A 17,013-nucleotide genomic window follows, 5' to 3' on the forward strand; every position below is an offset into this window, starting at 1 on the left:
AGTTCGCTCGTTCCATTTTGTCAGTTGCCGGACAATTCATTTTTTTCTGCCATCGCAAACAGCACTTTGAATGTAGTTCCTGAATTTCCTGTCCGGCAGTTGATGATGCCTTCCACGTCATCCACAAGCTTTTTTACAACGCTCAGGCCCAGCCCCCCATGGCTCCGGCCCTTGGTACTATTAACGGGAGAAAACAGGTGCTTTTGGATGTCCGGCGGCAACCCGTTCCCGGTATCCGATATTTCCAGTTCGACCCAGTACTGACCATTCTGCCAGATGGGTGCAGCCGTGCGAATGGTCACCTCACCACCGTCTCTCAAATCGTCCAGACACTCGGCGGCGTTGCGTAACAGATTGATAAGGATCTGACGGACTGTTGCCGCCGGGGCTGCAATCAATGTCTGGTATTCGCACAGTTGTAAGTTCAAGGTCTTTTTGTCGTCACTGAACAGGCCGCCTTCAAGCAGGTCCCTCAGCAGTTTCAGTTCTTCATTCAGATTGCAGCCATCGGTTGGTCCGCTGCCCGGGCTCTGCCAGCTTTTGCCCATCTGCAGCAGCAGCGCGCCTGCACGGTCCAGCTCTTCGCGGATGACATCCAGCTGCTGGTGCACATCGGCATCGTCCAGCCGGCCTCGCAGCTGATAGATATACTGGCGAACAATCGTTAAAGGATTACTTACTTCGTGGACCTGCCGGCGTATGGCATGCTCGGCAAGTTCAGCGTCCGTCGTGCTGTGGTTGGTCAGACCGGCCTCAATGCTGTCCAGGGTCCGGGACAAAAGGGTGCACAAAAGGTGACCCATTGCTTTGGCCTGCTCGGCTCCCCGGGCGTCGGTGCCGATGACAAACACGCCGAGGCAATGCTGGTGCTGCCGCACTGGCAGTGTCACCAGTGATGGTGTGTGCAGCAGGTTCATCAGTTGACGGTCGAGCACGCTGGGTTCCCGGTCCCCCATTACCAGAGCCCGGGCGGTGCTGTAGGTCTCGGTAAGCAGACTGCTGGCCGGGTTGGCGGATACGCTCAGATCTGCAACCTCGCCGTTGCTGGCAGAATACAGTCTCAGCCTGTTGTCGACAGCGCCAAAATAAAGGCAGGGCAGACCCGTGATCAGGGTCATGCTGGTTACTGTGGCTGCCAGGCATTCCTGTGTGCTGTCGCTCACCGGGGCCAGTTCCATTGCCTGGTTTGCCATTGCCCGATGCAGAACTGTCTGTTTGAGTTTTTCATGGGATGCACGACTGTCGTAGCTGACAGCGAGGGATATGCCCATCGACCTTGCCACACCTTCCACTTCCTCGCCGATGCGGCGATTGATTTGCCTGGTAAGCTCTTCGTTAAGGCCAAAAACCGTCGCTGCGGCGGCGATACCTGCAGCATCAGACTGAGCCAGCTGCGTGGCAAGGCTGATCAGTTTGGTCAGGTGCCCTGCATCGCGGATATCAGCCGGCATTGCCCGCTGATAGAGCATGGCATCGGATGCCATGGGGCCAAGTCCCCAGTCGCTGACCAGCTTCGAAGCGATTTCCGGCTGGTGGTCGAGGCAATACTGCCGGGCATCGCCCGGCGGTGTTTTCAAGGCGATCAGTTCGCCTACGTTGTGGAGCATGCCCAGCATAAAAGCCTGATCTGGCTCCGGATAACGAGTCAGTGTTGCCAGTGCCCTGGCTGTCATGGCGGTGGTGAGGGAATGTCGCCAGAAGTCCCGTAACTGTTGCCACTGGTCAGCACCCAGTTCAAGCAGAATCTGGCGCAGCGCTGCAGTGAGCACCAGGGTATGGAATCGATGGGTGCCAAGGCGCAGAAGTGCCTGATCAACCGAGCGGGTCTGTGTCGGTACGCCATAGACGGATGAGTTGGCAAGTCCCAGAATGGCGGACACCAGCGCGGTGTCCACAGATACTATTTCACTGATGGTGCGGTAGCTCTCCTCCTGATCGCATGCTTCCAGTGCGCGCAGGGTTACTTCCGGCAGACTGGGGAGCTGGATGTCAGGGGCAATTTTCATAAACCTGCCTTTTGTGGAAACCGGGTTTTTATTCAGGTCTGGCTATCGGTTGATCACTTGTTAACCGAATACTAGTCAAAAAAAACCAATTATTAAATAGTTAGCGCCTGTTTTTTAAGCAAAGCATTCATTGCGCGTCGGATTCACCTACATTTTACACGTAGGATCAGAAAATCGGTTCCCTTTGCCACTTTCCATACGGCCATTAAGGCTACAGACTGGCCTTGGTTGCAGGTACACTGGCGTTCACCTGCTCGTTTATCAGAAGGCGCAAATGACAAAATCAACCCCGGCCCCGGGGGCGCGCAGGCAAGTCCTGGGCCAACCCTCGGGTCAAACCCGCACTCTTGCCATCACCGGCGGCAAGGGCGGCGTCGGAAAAACTTCCGTTGCGGTCAATCTGGCACTTACTCTGGCCCGGAAAGGCTCAAAAGTGTTGCTGCTCGATGGTGATACCGACCTTGCCAATGTCAGTATCATGCTGGGGCAATACCCGCACCGCACCCTGGCGGACTTCATGGCCGGCGCCAGTTCGCTGCAGGATGTGATCATGGTCGCAGACCATGGCCTGCATATTATTCCCGGCGCTTCCGGAGTCGACCAGTGTGTTGATATGGCAGCGGCGGACAGCCTCCGGGTTCTGAAGGCCATGGCGCAGCTCGAGAAGCGTTACGATTATGTGATCACCGATACCGCTTCGGGACTTCAGCCCACTGCCATGCACATGATTGCAGCGGCCGAGATGGCCTGCGTGGTTGTCACCCCGGACCCTGCATCGCTGACCGATGCGTTCGCACTGATTAAACTTCTGGTTCGCCGGGGCTATCGGCGAACGCCCAGCATACTGGTAAACATGGCCCGGGGAGTGAGTCAGGCGCGGACTGTCTATCAGCGGCTTGAAGGGGCAGCACAACGGCATCTGGGGATCTCGGTGCATTACCTCGGTGGCATCTGGCGGGATGAAACCCTGCGCCAGTCGGTTCTTGACCAGCAACCGGTCGCAATGTTGCCGCGGTCAGATCCTTCCTGTCGGCAGTTTCTCAGCCTGGCCGATATGCTGGATGTGCGGTTGCGGCAGATCCCGCCCAAAACAGCGGGCGTTGCGGCCTACTGGTACCGGGTTTCAAGTAAAGGGCCGGGTAAGGCCGCTGAGTCAGCGCAGGCAGGTACGCAGTCAGCAGCCCCGGCCGCCTCAAGGTTCACGGCCAGTGCCGGATCGGTAAACCGTGTCTGCCAGAACAGAATTGCTGAAATCGGTGAGCTTATTGCCGCCAGCGATGAGTCTTCACTGCTGCGTTATGAGGCGTTCAGCCAGTTTTTCGCACTATTGGGGCGCACCATGGACGCGGACACCGTGGAGATTCTGCAAACCGGTCTGGCTTCCCTGCCATGGGAAAAACTGGACCATGATCAACGGCGCCGGTTTGCGACCCATCTTCGTGAGCTTGCTGATGGCATACAACCGGCTGCAGGCATCGTCAGGGAAGCATCGCCGTTGGCAACTTCGCCAGTGCCGGCGCCTGCCGAACCATACGTCCCGGTCCGGCGTGAACCCGAAAATGAATATTTAAGTTCCTGGGAGCAGGGTCGCCTGATCCGGGCGCTGAAAGAGCAGCCGCCTGACGTTACTCTGGATCAGCTGCTCCGGTCCTTCTCCGGAACTGACAGAAATCGTGGCTGAGACCCTTTGTCAATGAGCCTGAAGGGAATCTGAAGAACAACCTCTCCTGATCAATATTATTTGTGGTGAAATTTGCCGTGCGTCACCGCAACCCCGTAGCGCCTGTGTCAATATTGTGCTCGATCAGGATCCGACCCTGGACAGAAACGGATAAAAACTGGCTCACATAATGCATCCAACGGAAGTGGCGGAAGGCGTAAAGGGCCTGTTTTCTGCGGTTGTGGGCAAAACAAATCTGGATGAAAAGGAGTTTCCGGTATGGCCGATAGTCAGGCAGGCTCCGGAGGACCGGTTTCAGGTGTTCTGGAGCATTTGAGCGGCAGACAGGTTCTGATTACCGGCACCACCGGTTTTCTCGGCAAGGTCGTACTGGAAAAACTGATCCGGACGGTTCCGGACATCGGGGGTATCTATCTGCTGATCCGTGGCAACAAGACCCAAAAGAACGCGCGTAGCCGGTTTCTTGACGAGGTTGCCAGCTCTTCTGTTTTTGACCGATTGCGCCACGACGACAATGATGCGCTCGAATCTTTTTTCGAGACCCGCATCCACTGCATCACCGGTGAAGTGACAGAGCCGAGGTTTGGTCTTGATGCCGCGGCTTTCCGAGAGCTGGCAGGCAACCTTGATGCCTTCATAAACTCGGCGGCCAGCGTCAATTTCCGTGAAGAGCTGGACAAGGCCCTGCAGATCAACACGCTCTGCCTTCAGAACATAGCCGATCTGGCCGGGTACAACCGGCATATGGCGGTCATTCAGGTGTCCACCTGTTATGTCAACGGCAAGAATGCCGGCCAGGTGACCGAGTCTGTGATCAAACCGGCGGGCGAGTCTATTCCCCGCAGCGAGGATGGCTGCTATCAAATCGACGAACTCGTTCATCGGCTGCAGGACAGGATTGCCGAGGTCCGGGCCAGCTATTCCGGAAGCATGCTCGAGCAGAAACTGGTGGATCTGGGTATCCGTGAGGCCAATCATTACGGCTGGAGTGATACCTATACCTTTACCAAATGGCTCGGTGAGCAATTACTCATGAAAGCCCTTGCCGGTCGTTCCCTGACGATTGTGCGGCCTTCCATCATCGAGAGCGCTCTGGAGGAGCCGGTACCGGGCTGGATCGAGGGAGTAAAAGTTGCGGATGCCATTATTCTGGCCTATGCCAGAGAAAAAGTGTTTCTGTTTCCGTGCCGGCGCAGTGGCATCATTGACGTCATTCCGGCAGACCTGGTGACGAACAGCATTATCCTGTCTCTGGCGGAGGCGCTGTCAGTTCCGGACAGGCAACGTATCTACCAGTGTTGCAGTGGCAGCTCCAACCCGTTATCGCTGGGCCAATTCGTTGATCATGTGATGGCGGAGGCGAAAAAACATTACGACGACTATCAGCAGCTGTTTTACCGGCAGCCCTCCAGGCCTTTTATAACGGTAAATCGCCGAGTGTTCGATGTGATGGTGGGCGGCTTGCGCCTGTCACTGTCCCTGGCTGACCGGGCGCTGCGCCTGACCGGCCGGAAACGCAAATTGAAGATGCTGAAAAATCTGGATACCACCCGGTCACTGGCAACCATTTTCGGTTTTTACACCGCGCCGGATTACATTTTCCGCAATGACGGTTTGCTGGCCCTGGCTTCGCGGATGGGAGAGCGCGATCGCTTGCTGTTCCCGGTCGATGCCCGCCAGATTGACTGGGCCTTTTACCTGCGCAAGATTCACCTGAACGGCCTGAACCGTTACGCCCTCGGAGAAGGCAAGCTATACCGCCGGGGTTCTGCCCGAGCCTGCAAAAAAGCAGCCTGACGCCAGCCATCCGGCATTTTTTCATACCCCTCCGCTGTCGGACGCCAGGCCCGGCAGTTAGTACGTTAGTCTAATTCAATATGCACAGGTGCACGTGTTGAACTAGAGTGATACGTCTTCAGGGCTAATAAGTCCGCACACAGATATTAGAAAAATTAACAATGACGAAAGACCCAAATTCTTTTTCCAATCTGTTTCCAATCCGTTTCCAAGGGGAAGAGCTATGAGCGCTAAACAGGTGTATCCGGTTACTAACGATGTTGCCGAACGGGCACTGGTTAATAAAGAACAGTATAACGAGATGTATCGCCAGTCTGTTGAGGATCCGGAAACCTTCTGGGGCGAGCATGGCAAGCGGCTGGACTGGATCAAGCCCTACAGCAAGGTCAAGAATACCACCTACGACTACGACAACCTCTCCATTAAATGGTTTGAGGACGGCGAGCTGAACGCGGCAGTAAATTGTCTGGATCGTCATCTGGAAACCCGCGGTGACAAGACCGCCATCATCTTCGAGGGTGACGAGCCTGCGGATTCCCGGCATGTAACCTACCGCGAGCTCTACGAAGAGACCTGCAAGTTTGCCAACGTCCTGAAAAGCAAGGGAGTAAAAAAGGGCGATGTGGTGACCATCTATATGCCGATGATAGTTGAAACCGGCGTAGCCATGCTGGCCTGCGCCCGTATCGGTGCCGTTCACTCGGTGGTGTTCGGTGGTTTTTCCCCGGAAGCGCTGGGAGCCCGTATCGCCAATGGTAAGTCCCGCTTTGTGGTTACCGCCGATGAGGGTGTTCGCGGCGGTCGCAAGATTCCGCTGAAGAAGAATGTGGACGCTGCGCTGACCAAGGAAGATGCTGCAAATGTGGACAAGGTCATCGTGGTTAAACGTACCGGCGCCGATGTGCCCTGGAAAGACGGCCGCGATGAATATTATGAAGACCTGATGGCGTCTGCTTCCACCGATTGCGCCGCGGAACCGATGAATGCGGAAGACCCGCTGTTCATGCTGTATACCTCCGGCTCCACCGGCGCTCCGAAAGGCGTACTGCACACTACCGGCGGCTACATGGTGTACACCTCCATGACCCATGAGTACGTGTTCGATTATCACGAGGACGAAGTCTACTGGTGTACCGCCGACTTCGGCTGGGTCACCGGGCACAGTTATATTCTCTATGGCCCGCTGGCTAACGGTGCCGTCACAGTGCTGTTTGAAGGTGTGCCCAACTATCCGGATACCTCCCGGATGGGACAGGTGGTCGATAAACACAAGGTGAATATTCTCTATACCGCCCCGACTGCCATCCGTGCACTGATGGCCGAAGGCGAATCCTGCATGGCTGGTACCAACCGGGACAGCCTGCGGCTGCTTGGCTCTGTTGGCGAGCCGATCAATCCGGAAGCCTGGGAGTGGTATCACCGGGTCATCGGTAACAGTAAGTGCCCGATTGTCGACACCTGGTGGCAGACTGAAACCGGCGGCATCCTGATTTCGCCATTGCCGGGTGCTACTGACCTGAAGCCGGGCTCCGCGACCACGCCTTTCTTCGGTGTCAAACCCGCGCTGGTGGATAACGAGGGTAATAAACTGGAAGGCAAGGCTGAAGGCAATCTGGTGATTCTCGATAGCTGGCCCGGTCAGATGCGTACCATCTTCGGTGACCACGAGCGTTTCAAACAGACCTATTTCAGCACCTATCCGGGAATGTATTTCACCGGTGATGGTGCCCGCCGGGACGAAGACGGTTACTATTGGATTACCGGCCGCGTCGATGATGTGCTGAACGTATCCGGTCACCGCCTGGGTACTGCCGAGGTGGAAAGTGCTCTGGTCGCCCACAGCAAAGTCGCCGAAGCGGCGGTTGTTGGTTATCCGCATGATCTCAAGGGTCAGGGTATCTATGTGTACGTCACCCTGGTTCATGGCGAGGAGCCAACCGAGGAGCTTCGCAAGGAACTGGTGCAGTGGGTGCGCAAGGAGATTGGTCCTATTGCCTCGCCGGACGTCATCCAGTGGGCGGAAGGGTTGCCGAAAACCCGGTCCGGCAAGATCATGCGGCGCATTCTGCGCAAGATTGCGTCAAACGAACACGATCAGCTCGGGGATACTTCCACACTGGCTGATCCGGGTGTGGTCGATGACCTGATCAGCGGTCGTAAAAACTCTTGAGGTAAAAACTGAATGTCACAATCCATAATCGTCGCTGATGACCACCCCCTGTTTCGTGCGGCACTGAAGCAGGCGGTCAATCAGGCGGTTCCTGATGCCGAAACCGTTGAAGTTGACAGCATCAAGGCCCTGCAGGCGGCGGTTGAGTCGCACCCGGATGCAGATCTGGTTCTGCTTGATCTGAACATGCCGGGGGCGCATGGGTTTTCCGGGCTTGTCTTCATGAGGGGACAATACCCGGGATTGCCGGTTGTGGTAGTGTCAGGTTCGGAGCAGATGCAGGTGATGCGGCGCTCCATTGACTACGGGGCGTCCGGGTTTATTCCGAAATCTGCGCCCCTGCCCACAATCACTGAAGCAATCCGGTCAGTTCTGGAAGGGGATGTGTGGTTGCCGGAAGGTGTCGCGAGCAAGCTCGAACAGATGCACTCTGACACCACGGATTTTTCCGACAAGCTGGCGTCACTGACGCCCCAGCAGTTCCGGGTGCTGGGGATGCTTGCGGAGGGTTTGCTGAACAAGCAGATTGCCTTCGATCTGGATGTCTCGGAAGCAACAATCAAAGCCCACATTACTGCGGTGTTCCGTAAACTCGGTGTACGCAATCGCACTCAGGCGGTGATCGCCATTCAGCAGATGGAAATTGATCCCTCGGATACGTCTTTATCGGGAAGTTGAGCCCGGCAGACCTGCCGTTGCCGGACCAGAACCTGACCTGATCCGGCAAGCCCCCGATGCCTCCCGGAATCTCACTTGCTGGCGTAACCCAGCTTCTTGTCCACCAGATTGAAGCGTTCCTGCCCCTTGCTCCAGCGGTCCAGATTTTCCAGAAACTGATCTGTCAGCGCCCGCTTCCAGCCGATGAAGTCACCGCACATGTGGGCGGTCATGATGACGTTTTCCATATCCCACAGCGGGTGGTCCGCAGGCAGGGGTTCTTCCTCGAACACGTCCAGAGCCGCACCGGCAATTTCGCCGTCTCTGAGGGCCTCAATAAGATCGTCAGTCTTCACTACCGGGCCACGGCCGATGTTGATCAGCCGGGCAGTGTTGCGCATGGCCTTGAAGGCTTTGGTGTTGAACAGACCCTCGGTCTGCGGTGTCAGCGGTGCCGCAATGACCACGTAATCGGCCAGGCCAAGCTGTTCGGTCAGGTCATCATTGCCGTGAACCGCCACAAAGTCTTCGTCCTGTCGCGGCTTGCGCGCAATGCCATGGGGTTTCAGGCCGACTGCCTTGCACAGGCGGGCAATCTGGCTGCCAATCGACCCGGCGCCGACGATCAGTACCTGCTGGCCTTCCGCTCGTTCGGTGTCCCGGTGCTGCCACTTGTGGGCCATCTGAAGTCTCAGCGACCGGGGGAAATCCTTGGTGAACATCAGGATGGTACAGAGCACGTATTCGGCAATGGTGCGGTCAAAAATTCCGCGGGCATTGGTGACGGTCACATCGCCTTCAATAAGCTCTGGAAACATCAACGCGTCCACGCCCGCGCTGGTGGCGTGAATCCACTCAAGTCTGTCAGCGGACGCCCAGGCGGCTGCCAGTGCCTCGGTGCGGAAGTCAGTAACCATCATCACCTGGGTGCCGGGCAGGGTCTCGTTCAGGGTTGCTTCATCCCAGGCGAAACGCACTTCGGCTCTGGCCCTGAGCGCATCCATTCCGGGCGGCTCCTGTTCTCCGGGGGCTGTCAGAACGGTTACAACCGGCTTGGTATTTTGAGTCATCTGTCCTCCGCTGTGAATGCAAAACCGCCTAAGACCCACAGTCTGGTATGTCCCCCTGCAGTGGTCAACCAGAAGGCTGCCAGATCAGGGGTTTCAGGGGATGGACAGATCGTTTCCACCGGGGTTTTTCCGCGAGCTGAAATGTTTCGGCTTTTATCGCTTGTGCGGTTTCGCCATACTGGCTAACCTGCCAGCAGATTCTAAATTTAACTCCCTGCCGAAGAGGTGTGTTTATGGCTGGAGCCGTCGATAAAGAAACCGCGCAGGCGACGCCGCGGAAAGTGAAATATCGCAAGAGCAAGGCAAGCTGGAATCCGGCCATGCAGGCGGTCCCGGTTCCCGGTATCCGGAGGATGGTCAATCTGGCGGCCACCATGAAGGATGTTATCCATCTTTCCATTGGCCAGCCTGACCTGCCAACTCCACCCCATGTGATTGAGGCCTACATTGACGCGCTGAACGCAGGGCAGACCGGTTACACCATGGACGCCGGGCTTCCGGAGTTACTGGTTGCGCTGCGGGATTACTACGGCAAGCGTTACAACCGTAAACTGACCCGCGACAATATTCTGGTCACCAGCGGCGCAACCGAGGCCATGTACCTGGCCATTTCCGCCACCTCCGCGCCAGGGCGTCAGTTTATCGTAACGGACCCGTCCTTCCTGCTTTATGCGCCGTTGATCCGCATGAACGGGGGCGAGGTGAAGTTTGTGCCGACCCGTGCCGAGAATAATCACCAACTGGATCCGGACGAAGTAATCCGGGCCATGGGCTCACGTACCTTCGCACTGATTCTGAATAATCCGAATAATCCGACAGGTGCAGTTTATCCCCGCAGCACGGTAGAGACGATTCTTGAAGAGTGTGCCTACCGGGGCATTCAGGTCTACGCCGACGAAGTTTATGACCACCTGATTTTCGATGACGACGATTTCGCCAGTGTGCTGAACTGCTCGATGGACCTCGATAACATCATGTGTATCAGCAGTTTCTCGAAGACCTACAGCATGGCCGGTCTGCGGGTAGGTTGGGTCATTTCCAGCCAGGCGGCGATCAAATCCCTGCGCCGTTTTCACATGTTCACAACGTCGGTGGCCAATACGCCATCCCAGTATGCCGGTGTTGCGGCACTGACCGGGGACCAGCAGTGTGTCAAAGACATGGTGGATATTTACCGTGAGCGGCGGGACAAGACGGTTGAGCTGGTTGAGCAGACGCCTTACATGACCGGGTACAGACCCGGCGGTGCTTTCTTCGCGTTTCCGGACCTGCCACCGCATGTGGATGGATCTGACGTCTGTCTGCGGATGCTGAAGGAAACCGGCGTCTGCATGGTGCCGGGGGATGCCTTCGGTGAAGGCTGTACCAACGCAGTACGGATCAGTTTCTCCACCACTTGCGAGAAACTGGAAGAAGCCTTTGACCGCGTCATCCCCTGGATGGCGAAGCAGCAGTTCTGACCACCATGTCAGCGCTCGACTCGGTACTCGTACAGTGTCCGTACTGCTGGGAGATGCTGGATATCAGCGTCGACCCGTCAGTACCGGATCAGCAATATGTCGAGGACTGTCAGGTCTGCTGTCAGCCCATTGTGGTTCACGTGGTGCTGGATGAAGACCTGGTTCCTACCGTCAATGTCTGGGCTGAAAATGACTGAACAATTCCATGCGTGGCGTCTATGTCTGCTATCAGTGGTCCTGGCCGTTGCCAGTGGTTGTGCCAGCTTCTCGCCTTACTCGGTGTCGGAGCGCACGATTGAAGGTTATCTGCGGGACGCAGTCGTGGAGTTCGACAGGCAACAGTTGCAGAGCGGGTCACCAATCGGCCTGTCCCTGAGCAATGCCGATATCACTCTGGGACCGGACGGGCGTGATGTCGCCGTGATTGATCTCAGCGGCCAGGTATCGCTTAATGCCCTGGTGATGAATCTTCCGGTCGATATCATGCTCAAAGTAGAGGGCGCACCGGTATACGACAGCAAGGAAAAAGCCATTTATCTGCGTCGGCTCCAGTTGCTGGACAGCCGGATCGAATCTTCTTTCTTCAAGGGTGACCTGAAGCCGGTGACCGACAGTGTCATGGCGGTGGTGGCCCGGATGCTTGAAACCATGCCGGTGTACCGGCTGGATGAAAGCAGCTCCACTCAGCGGATGTTTGGCATGGTGCCACTGGATATCCGGGTGGCACCGGGTCGCATCGAGTTTGTGATGGCCGACTAGGGTTATCCCGGCTTTTGCAGCCGCTCACAGATCGCATCACCAATTTCGCGGGTTCGCCGGCGGCCGCCTGAATTCTCGGCCAGGTCAGCTGCGACTGCGTCGTAAAGTGCCTTGCCGGCAGTGTCTATGGCCTCGTTCTGACGGCCCAGCCAGGCCAGCATGCGTGCGGTAGTGAACAGCATGGCGGTCGGATCAGCCAGGCCTTCACCGGCAATGTCCGGAGCACTGCCGTGGGTGGGCTCGAACATGGACGGCATGTCCGGGTCATCCGGGTTCAGGTTGCACGAGGGCGCAACGCCCATGCCGCCGGACAGTACCGCCGCCAGATCGGTCAGGATGTCGCCCTGGAGATTGCTTGCCACCACCACATCGAACGCCCAGGGTGCCTGAACAAACTTCATGCAGGCGGCGTCCACCAGCTCGTGGTGGGTGGCAACGTCCGGGTATTCCTTCGCCATCTCCGCAAAGGCTTCGGTGTACATGTCGCCCCAGTAACGCAGGGCGTTACGCTTGGTGATCACACACACCTGGCTGTCGCAGGTTTTGCCATCCAGGGTTCTGAACTGGCGGGTGGTCCCGTCCGCGGCGCGTTCCTTTGCACGTTTCCTGGCCTGCTCGAAACCGTAACGGATGATCCGGTCGGTGGCGCGGCGGGTGAACACTTCCATCTGGGTCGCGACCTCATCAGGCTTGCCTTTGCGCAGCCGGCCGCCCTGGCCAACGTACTCGCCCTCGCTGTTCTCCCGGATCACCAGCATATCGATGGTTTTTGCCCGGTCGTCCGCAAGGTACTGCCGGGCGCCTGGTAATAGCCGTGCCGGGCGCTCGCAGACCCACTGGTCAAAGCCTTTGCGCATATCAAGCAGCGGTGCCAGGGAAATGCTGTCGGGCAGAAGATAACGATCGGGGTCGGATACCGGGCCCGGGTCCCCCAGTGCCCCCAGCAGGATCGCATCGTACGCCTGGAGTTGCTCCAGTGCGTTCGCGGGCATGGATTCACCATGTTCCTGGTGCCATGCGTGCGACGGCCAGGGCAGATTCGTCCACTCCAGAGCCAGGTTGTGGCGGGATTTCAGCAACTCCAGGCAGCGCACCGCCTCGGCAATAACTTCAGGGCCGATACCGTCTCCGGGTGTGACTGCGATGCGGAAGTTTTTTGCCATGTCTGGGACTCCTTAGGGGGTTTCCGGTACTGAAAAATTCAATGGGCTCAGTGTAGCTTTGTGTTTTGCGGATGCCACACGAATTTACACAATCATGATGTAATCTTTGGAACTTTCTGACTAAAGTGCTAAAAAAAGAGTCTGCTTTTAAATGAGTTGAAAATCTGACAGCAGCTGGAGATTTTGTGGGTAAAGACAATTTAGTGTTTCCCAGAACCCTTTTCGATGAATCCAGATGTGAAGAGTGTGCTTGCGGCGCAGGGCTGGACTTTTCTTTTACTTTTGCGTTCCAGCCTATCGTGGATTCGAATACCCAGACAGTGTACGCCTATGAAGCTCTGGTTCGGGGCTTGAACGGTGAGAGTGCCTGGAGCGTTCTGTCCCAACTGAACGAGAAGAACCGCTACTCCTTTGATCAGGTCTGTCGAGTAAAGGCGGTGAAGCTGGCGGCCAAACTGAAAATGCAATCTCTGCTCAGTATCAATTTTTTGCCAAACGCGGTGTACGAAGCGGAAACCTGTATTCGCACAACTCTGGCGGCGGCTAAAACGTACAACTTTGATACCACAAAGATCATTTTTGAATTCATTGAAGACGAAGCGTTCAAGTCGCTGGGTCACCTTGTCGACATTATAAACGCTTATAAAAAAATGGGTTTCCAGACAGCGCTCGACGATTTTGGCGCGGGCTATTCACGCTACGATTTGTTGATAGCCAGTCCCACGGACATTCTGAAACTGGATATGGCTTTGATTAGGGACATTCACCGCATACCGAACAAGCAGGCCGTGTTAACAGGCATCCTGACCATGATGAACCAGCTAGGCGGCCGGATTTTGGCGGAAGGGGTGGAAACAGAGGAAGAGTATTTTTGGCTCAGATCCCAGGGAATTTCACTGTTCCAGGGCTATTTATTCGCCAAGCCGGGTTTTGAAACCCTGCCGATGCCACATTTCCCAGAGTAATGTTGAGGCCTGCATAGGGTCCAATTGAGGAGGCTCGTTTGTTCTATCGCTTGATAACAGTGGTCGGCGGGTTGATTTTTGTTGTCGCCCTTTATGGACTGGTGTGGTTTTTCTGCAAGCAGTTCCTGCAGAAGCACGGTGTGACCGAACAGGTTTCCGACCGGGCTACGGAGCTGGCAACCTGGACCTTTGCAGGAATCAGCGTTGGCCTGGTCCTGGTGGTGCTGGGCGCCTTTGTGCTTGGCCCCTGGGCCTTTTACCGAACTCTGCGAGGCCACGATGCACCGGTATCAGATGCCGCCGCCATCTGGTGGGGCTTCGGCATTGTTACCGCGTCTTTGCTGCTGACCGCTACCGGCTTTATGGGATTTCTCAAGCTTGTCGGAGCTTACTGAAAGCTCTGTTTGAGGCGGTGCCTGCGGGGGCAGCTGTCGAAAGTCAGGCAATCTGGCGAAGCTGGTCGCGGAACCAGGTCAGCGCCGGTTCCCGATCATAGGCCTTGTGCCAGTAAAGGTGCACGTCAATATCCGGCAGCGCCGCCGGCGACGTGAGGAGCTGGATATCCGACCGCTCGGCAATGATCCGGGCGTAGTTTTCCGGCATGGTCAGTAGCAGGTCTGAATTTTCCACCACCCGACAGGCTGCGTAATAGTGTTGGCACCGCAGCCGGATCTGCCTCTGCACGCCAAATCTCGACAGTTCAAAATCCTCGATACCCGGACCTTCCGTTCTTGATGAAACCAGTACGTGCCGGGCTTCCAGGTAACTGTCCATGGTCAAACCTCCCCGGGTCAGCGGATGCCCGGCCCTTGCCAGTACCACAAGCCTGTCCCTGCGCAGACGCTCATGGGCAGTCTGATTACTTACCGGTAAAAGGACATCCACCGCAAAATCCAGTTTCCCGGCGGCCAGATGGGTTTCCATGTCCCGGCGGGGGATGCGCTGGCTGCTGATCTCGAGTTCCGGAAAGCCCTCCAGTCTGTTCATCAGTTGGGGCAGAAAAGTTGACTCCAGAATATCCCTCATGGCCAGCGCGTAGGTTTTACGCTGGCTGGCGGGATCGAAGGCGTGAAACTGATTCACGGCACTCTGGATCCGGGTCAGCCCGGGTCTCATGGACTCCAGAAATCGCCGCGCCAGGGGAGTGGGCACCATCTTATTGCCCTGCCGGCTGAAAAGCGGGTCATCAAAATGCTCCCGCAGCCGGGACAGTGAATGGCTGATGGCCGGCTGGGTCAGGTGCAGCGCTTTGGCAGCCCGGGTCAGACTGCCTTCCCGGTAGATGGTGTCGAAAACATGCAGCAGGTTCAGGTCAAGACGTTTCTGGGCCATTCACAGACCTCCTGTGAATAAGTTTCACTTATGGGGAAAGATAAAAATAATTCAGTCGTTTAATAGTATAGAGGAATCTAGACTGTTGACATAATGATCAGAGCATGGGGAAGCAGCGATGGACTTTACCATTTCGGAACGCGGCCAGGATTACCTGAAACGGGTCAAAGCCTTCATGGAGAAGGAAATTTTACCCATTGAGGAAGAATATCACCGCGAGCTGATGGCCCGGGAAAACCGCTGGGTGGTGCTGCCGGTCATCAGGGAGCTGAAGGCCAGGGCAAAAGCCGAGGGCCTGTGGAACATGTTCTTCCCGGATGAGCAAAACGGCTGTGGGCTGCTGAACTCCGACTATGCCATGATCGCCGAGGAAACCGGCCGCAGCTTTATTGCGCCCGAGATTTTCAACTGCAATGCGCCGGATACCGGCAATATGGAAGTGCTGATTCACTATGGTTCGCAACAGCAGAAGGCCGAGTGGCTCCCCAGGCTCCAGAGCGGGGAAGTGCGCTCGGCATTCTGCATGACCGAGCCTGACGTGGCTTCCTCCGATGCCACCAACATGGAAGCAACCGCGGTTGTGGACGGCAACGAAGTTGTTCTGAATGGGCGTAAATGGTGGAGCACCGGTATTGGCCATCCTGACTGCAAAGTGGCCATTTTTATGGGCGTGACAGACCCGGATGCCCACAAACACCGTCGTCACTCGATGGTGCTGGTGCCGCTGGACACTCCGGGCATCACCATTGAGCGCATGCTGCCGGTCTTCGGCGCCTATGACGAGCCCTATGGCCACGGTGTTGTCGCCTTCAACAACGTGCGTTTACCCAGTAGCGCCTTTATTGCCGGCCCTGGTCGTGGCTTCGAGATCGCCCAGGGCCGCCTTGGTCCGGGCCGTGTCCACCACTGCATGCGCGCTATCGGCGCAGCCGAGCGTGCGCTGGAACTGCTGGTCAGGCGCGCCACCAGCCGTGAGGCCTTCGGTCGCCCGATCGCCAAGCTGGGCGGCAATGTGGATATCATCGCCAATGCCCGGATGGCGATCGAGCAGGCGCGACTGCTGACCCTGAAATGCGCCTGGGCCCTGGATACCAGGGGTATCTCCGGGGCCCTGCAGGAAGTTTCAATGATCAAGGCGGTGGTTCCGCAGATGCTTCAGCGGATTGTGGACGACGCCATCCAGATTCACGGCGGTGCCGGTGTCAGCGATGACGATTTCCCGCTGACGCAGCTTTTTGCCTATGCCCGGGTGCTGCGGCTGGCCGACGGCCCCGACGAGGTCCACCGGGCGATGGTTGCTCGCCTGGAATTGACGAAATATAGGGGGCTAAGTCGCTGACCTATGGCTTTTACACAGTGGAGGGAGCCGGTGGGAGGGTGTTTCAGAAACACGCTCCTTCGGCCCATCCTTGGGGCGCTTGGGCTCCGCCCCTCAGGGCTAAATGCTCCTGCGTCGCACTGAGGGTCCTGGGCAGGCCATCCATGGCCAGCCCGTGAAGAGCAGTGCTCTTCACCCCTGGCTCCGCACAGTTTCTGAAACACCCTCCCACCGGCTCCCCGGAAACTGGGAGATATGCTTTCGGAGGTTTCACATAAGTCATTCACGGCCGATAAAAATGAGCTTCAGTCGAACGCGGAGTTCCGGAGCCGGTGTTGGGAATGCCTTTCCAAAACTGTGCGGAGCCAGGGATGGCGGAGCCCAAGCGTACATGGACGTATTTACAGCGTGTTTTGGAAAGGCATTCCCAACAGCGGCTCTTCCACCAAGGTTGAGTGAACGCGAACTCAAATTTCGGAAAGGGGAAAACCAGGATGACACAACGAATATTCATTACCGGCGGGGCCAGTGGTCTGGGCCGGGCGATTGCACTGCGGTATGCCAGAGAGGGCGCGAGGGTCTGTATTGGGGATATCAGTGCGGATCAGGGTCATCTGGTGGAGGCCGAAATCAAT

Annotated in this window: 15 protein-coding genes; 11 read left to right on the top strand and 4 right to left on the bottom strand. The window is 56.8% G+C overall.

Translation table 11 applies throughout. The features are described 5' to 3' along the window. Positions 1-20: 20 nt before the first annotated feature. The gene (locus VJ956_RS01535) at positions 21-2,006 is read right to left on the bottom strand and encodes an HDOD domain-containing protein (protein WP_324080879.1); all 1,986 of its coding nucleotides are present in this window, start codon (positions 2,004-2,006) and stop codon (positions 21-23) included. Positions 2,007-2,280: 274 nt separating this feature from the next. Between VJ956_RS01535 and VJ956_RS01540 the strand changes: the two genes are divergently transcribed. The 4 genes from VJ956_RS01540 (at position 2,281) to VJ956_RS01555 (ending at position 8,332) form a co-directional block, all read left to right on the top strand. After that, complete coding sequence (locus VJ956_RS01540; protein ID WP_324080881.1) at positions 2,281-3,687, top strand: AAA family ATPase; 1,407 nt, start codon at positions 2,281-2,283, stop codon at positions 3,685-3,687. A 258-nt stretch (positions 3,688-3,945) separates the two neighbouring features. Continuing rightward, the gene (locus VJ956_RS01545; protein ID WP_324080884.1) at positions 3,946-5,484 is read left to right on the top strand and encodes a fatty acyl-CoA reductase; all 1,539 of its coding nucleotides are present in this window, start codon (positions 3,946-3,948) and stop codon (positions 5,482-5,484) included. Positions 5,485-5,707: 223 nt separating this feature from the next. Continuing rightward, a complete protein-coding gene (gene acs / locus VJ956_RS01550) occupies positions 5,708-7,654 on the top strand; it encodes an acetate--CoA ligase (protein WP_324080889.1) in 1,947 nt (648 codons plus the stop codon). A 12-nt stretch (positions 7,655-7,666) separates the two neighbouring features. Then, complete coding sequence (locus VJ956_RS01555) at positions 7,667-8,332, top strand: response regulator transcription factor (protein ID WP_324080891.1); 666 nt, start codon at positions 7,667-7,669, stop codon at positions 8,330-8,332. Positions 8,333-8,403: 71 nt separating this feature from the next. Here the strand turns inward: VJ956_RS01555 and VJ956_RS01560 are convergent, their stop codons facing one another. Then, a complete protein-coding gene (locus VJ956_RS01560) occupies positions 8,404-9,381 on the bottom strand; it encodes a D-2-hydroxyacid dehydrogenase (protein WP_324080893.1) in 978 nt (325 codons plus the stop codon). Positions 9,382-9,614: 233 nt separating this feature from the next. Between VJ956_RS01560 and VJ956_RS01565 the strand changes: the two genes are divergently transcribed. The 3 genes from VJ956_RS01565 to VJ956_RS01575 are packed head-to-tail and all read left to right on the top strand — an operon-like array spanning position 9,615 to position 11,600. Further along, positions 9,615-10,841, top strand: coding sequence for a pyridoxal phosphate-dependent aminotransferase (locus tag VJ956_RS01565; RefSeq protein ID WP_324080895.1), 1,227 nt, complete (start codon positions 9,615-9,617; stop codon positions 10,839-10,841). 5 nt (positions 10,842-10,846) lie between these two features. Continuing rightward, on the top strand, positions 10,847-11,038 hold the full coding sequence (locus VJ956_RS01570; RefSeq protein ID WP_324080897.1) for a CPXCG motif-containing cysteine-rich protein: 192 nt from the start codon (positions 10,847-10,849) through the stop codon (positions 11,036-11,038). Next, positions 11,031-11,600: a DUF1439 domain-containing protein gene (locus VJ956_RS01575; RefSeq protein WP_324080899.1), complete on the top strand. Its 570-nt coding sequence runs from the start codon at positions 11,031-11,033 to the stop codon at positions 11,598-11,600. The genes VJ956_RS01570 and VJ956_RS01575 overlap by 8 nt, the downstream gene beginning before the upstream one ends. Before the next feature lie 2 nt (positions 11,601-11,602). On the opposite strand, the gene VJ956_RS01580 is transcribed toward VJ956_RS01575, so the two are convergent. Further along, on the bottom strand, positions 11,603-12,763 hold the full coding sequence (locus VJ956_RS01580) for an isocitrate/isopropylmalate dehydrogenase family protein (RefSeq protein ID WP_324080901.1): 1,161 nt from the start codon (positions 12,761-12,763) through the stop codon (positions 11,603-11,605). A gap of 185 nt (positions 12,764-12,948) precedes the next feature. Here VJ956_RS01580 and VJ956_RS01585 point away from each other — a divergent pair, with 185 nt between their 5' ends. Both VJ956_RS01585 and VJ956_RS01590 read left to right on the top strand, forming a co-directional pair. After that, positions 12,949-13,728 carry an EAL domain-containing protein gene (locus VJ956_RS01585; RefSeq protein WP_324080904.1) on the top strand — a complete coding sequence of 260 codons (780 nt, stop codon included), beginning with the start codon at positions 12,949-12,951 and terminating at the stop codon, positions 13,726-13,728. A 38-nt stretch (positions 13,729-13,766) separates the two neighbouring features. Next, positions 13,767-14,123, top strand: a complete 357-nt coding sequence (locus VJ956_RS01590; RefSeq protein WP_324080906.1) for a hypothetical protein — start codon at positions 13,767-13,769, stop codon at positions 14,121-14,123. A 43-nt stretch (positions 14,124-14,166) separates the two neighbouring features. On the opposite strand, the gene VJ956_RS01595 is transcribed toward VJ956_RS01590, so the two are convergent. Continuing rightward, positions 14,167-15,060, bottom strand: coding sequence for a LysR family transcriptional regulator (locus VJ956_RS01595; protein ID WP_324080908.1), 894 nt, complete (start codon positions 15,058-15,060; stop codon positions 14,167-14,169). Positions 15,061-15,178: 118 nt separating this feature from the next. Between VJ956_RS01595 and VJ956_RS01600 the strand changes: the two genes are divergently transcribed. Together VJ956_RS01600 and VJ956_RS01605 are read left to right on the top strand one after the other, a co-directional pair. After that, positions 15,179-16,399, top strand: coding sequence for an acyl-CoA dehydrogenase family protein (locus tag VJ956_RS01600; RefSeq protein ID WP_324080910.1), 1,221 nt, complete (start codon positions 15,179-15,181; stop codon positions 16,397-16,399). Positions 16,400-16,872: 473 nt separating this feature from the next. Further along, positions 16,873-17,013: SDR family NAD(P)-dependent oxidoreductase (locus VJ956_RS01605; protein WP_324080914.1), on the top strand; the 141-nt coding region annotated here is incomplete at its 3' end.

Source organism: Marinobacter sp., assembly GCF_035268745.1.
Classification (GTDB): domain Bacteria; phylum Pseudomonadota; class Gammaproteobacteria; order Pseudomonadales; family Oleiphilaceae; genus Marinobacter.

Bases quoted from the DNA above. Each gene is read 5' to 3' on its own strand.
- VJ956_RS01535 (WP_324080879.1), bottom strand. From the start codon at position 2,006: ATGAAAATTGCCCCTGACATCCAGCTCCCCAGTCTGCCGGAAGTAACC.
- VJ956_RS01540 (WP_324080881.1), top strand. From the start codon at position 2,281: ATGACAAAATCAACCCCGGCCCCGGGGGCGCGCAGGCAAGTCCTGGGC.
- VJ956_RS01545 (WP_324080884.1), top strand. From the start codon at position 3,946: ATGGCCGATAGTCAGGCAGGCTCCGGAGGACCGGTTTCAGGTGTTCTG.
- acs (WP_324080889.1), top strand. From the start codon at position 5,708: ATGAGCGCTAAACAGGTGTATCCGGTTACTAACGATGTTGCCGAACGG.
- VJ956_RS01555 (WP_324080891.1), top strand. From the start codon at position 7,667: ATGTCACAATCCATAATCGTCGCTGATGACCACCCCCTGTTTCGTGCG.
- VJ956_RS01560 (WP_324080893.1), bottom strand. From the start codon at position 9,381: ATGACTCAAAATACCAAGCCGGTTGTAACCGTTCTGACAGCCCCCGGA.
- VJ956_RS01565 (WP_324080895.1), top strand. From the start codon at position 9,615: ATGGCTGGAGCCGTCGATAAAGAAACCGCGCAGGCGACGCCGCGGAAA.
- VJ956_RS01570 (WP_324080897.1), top strand. From the start codon at position 10,847: ATGTCAGCGCTCGACTCGGTACTCGTACAGTGTCCGTACTGCTGGGAG.
- VJ956_RS01575 (WP_324080899.1), top strand. From the start codon at position 11,031: ATGACTGAACAATTCCATGCGTGGCGTCTATGTCTGCTATCAGTGGTC.
- VJ956_RS01580 (WP_324080901.1), bottom strand. From the start codon at position 12,763: ATGGCAAAAAACTTCCGCATCGCAGTCACACCCGGAGACGGTATCGGC.
- VJ956_RS01595 (WP_324080908.1), bottom strand. From the start codon at position 15,060: ATGGCCCAGAAACGTCTTGACCTGAACCTGCTGCATGTTTTCGACACC.
- VJ956_RS01600 (WP_324080910.1), top strand. From the start codon at position 15,179: ATGGACTTTACCATTTCGGAACGCGGCCAGGATTACCTGAAACGGGTC.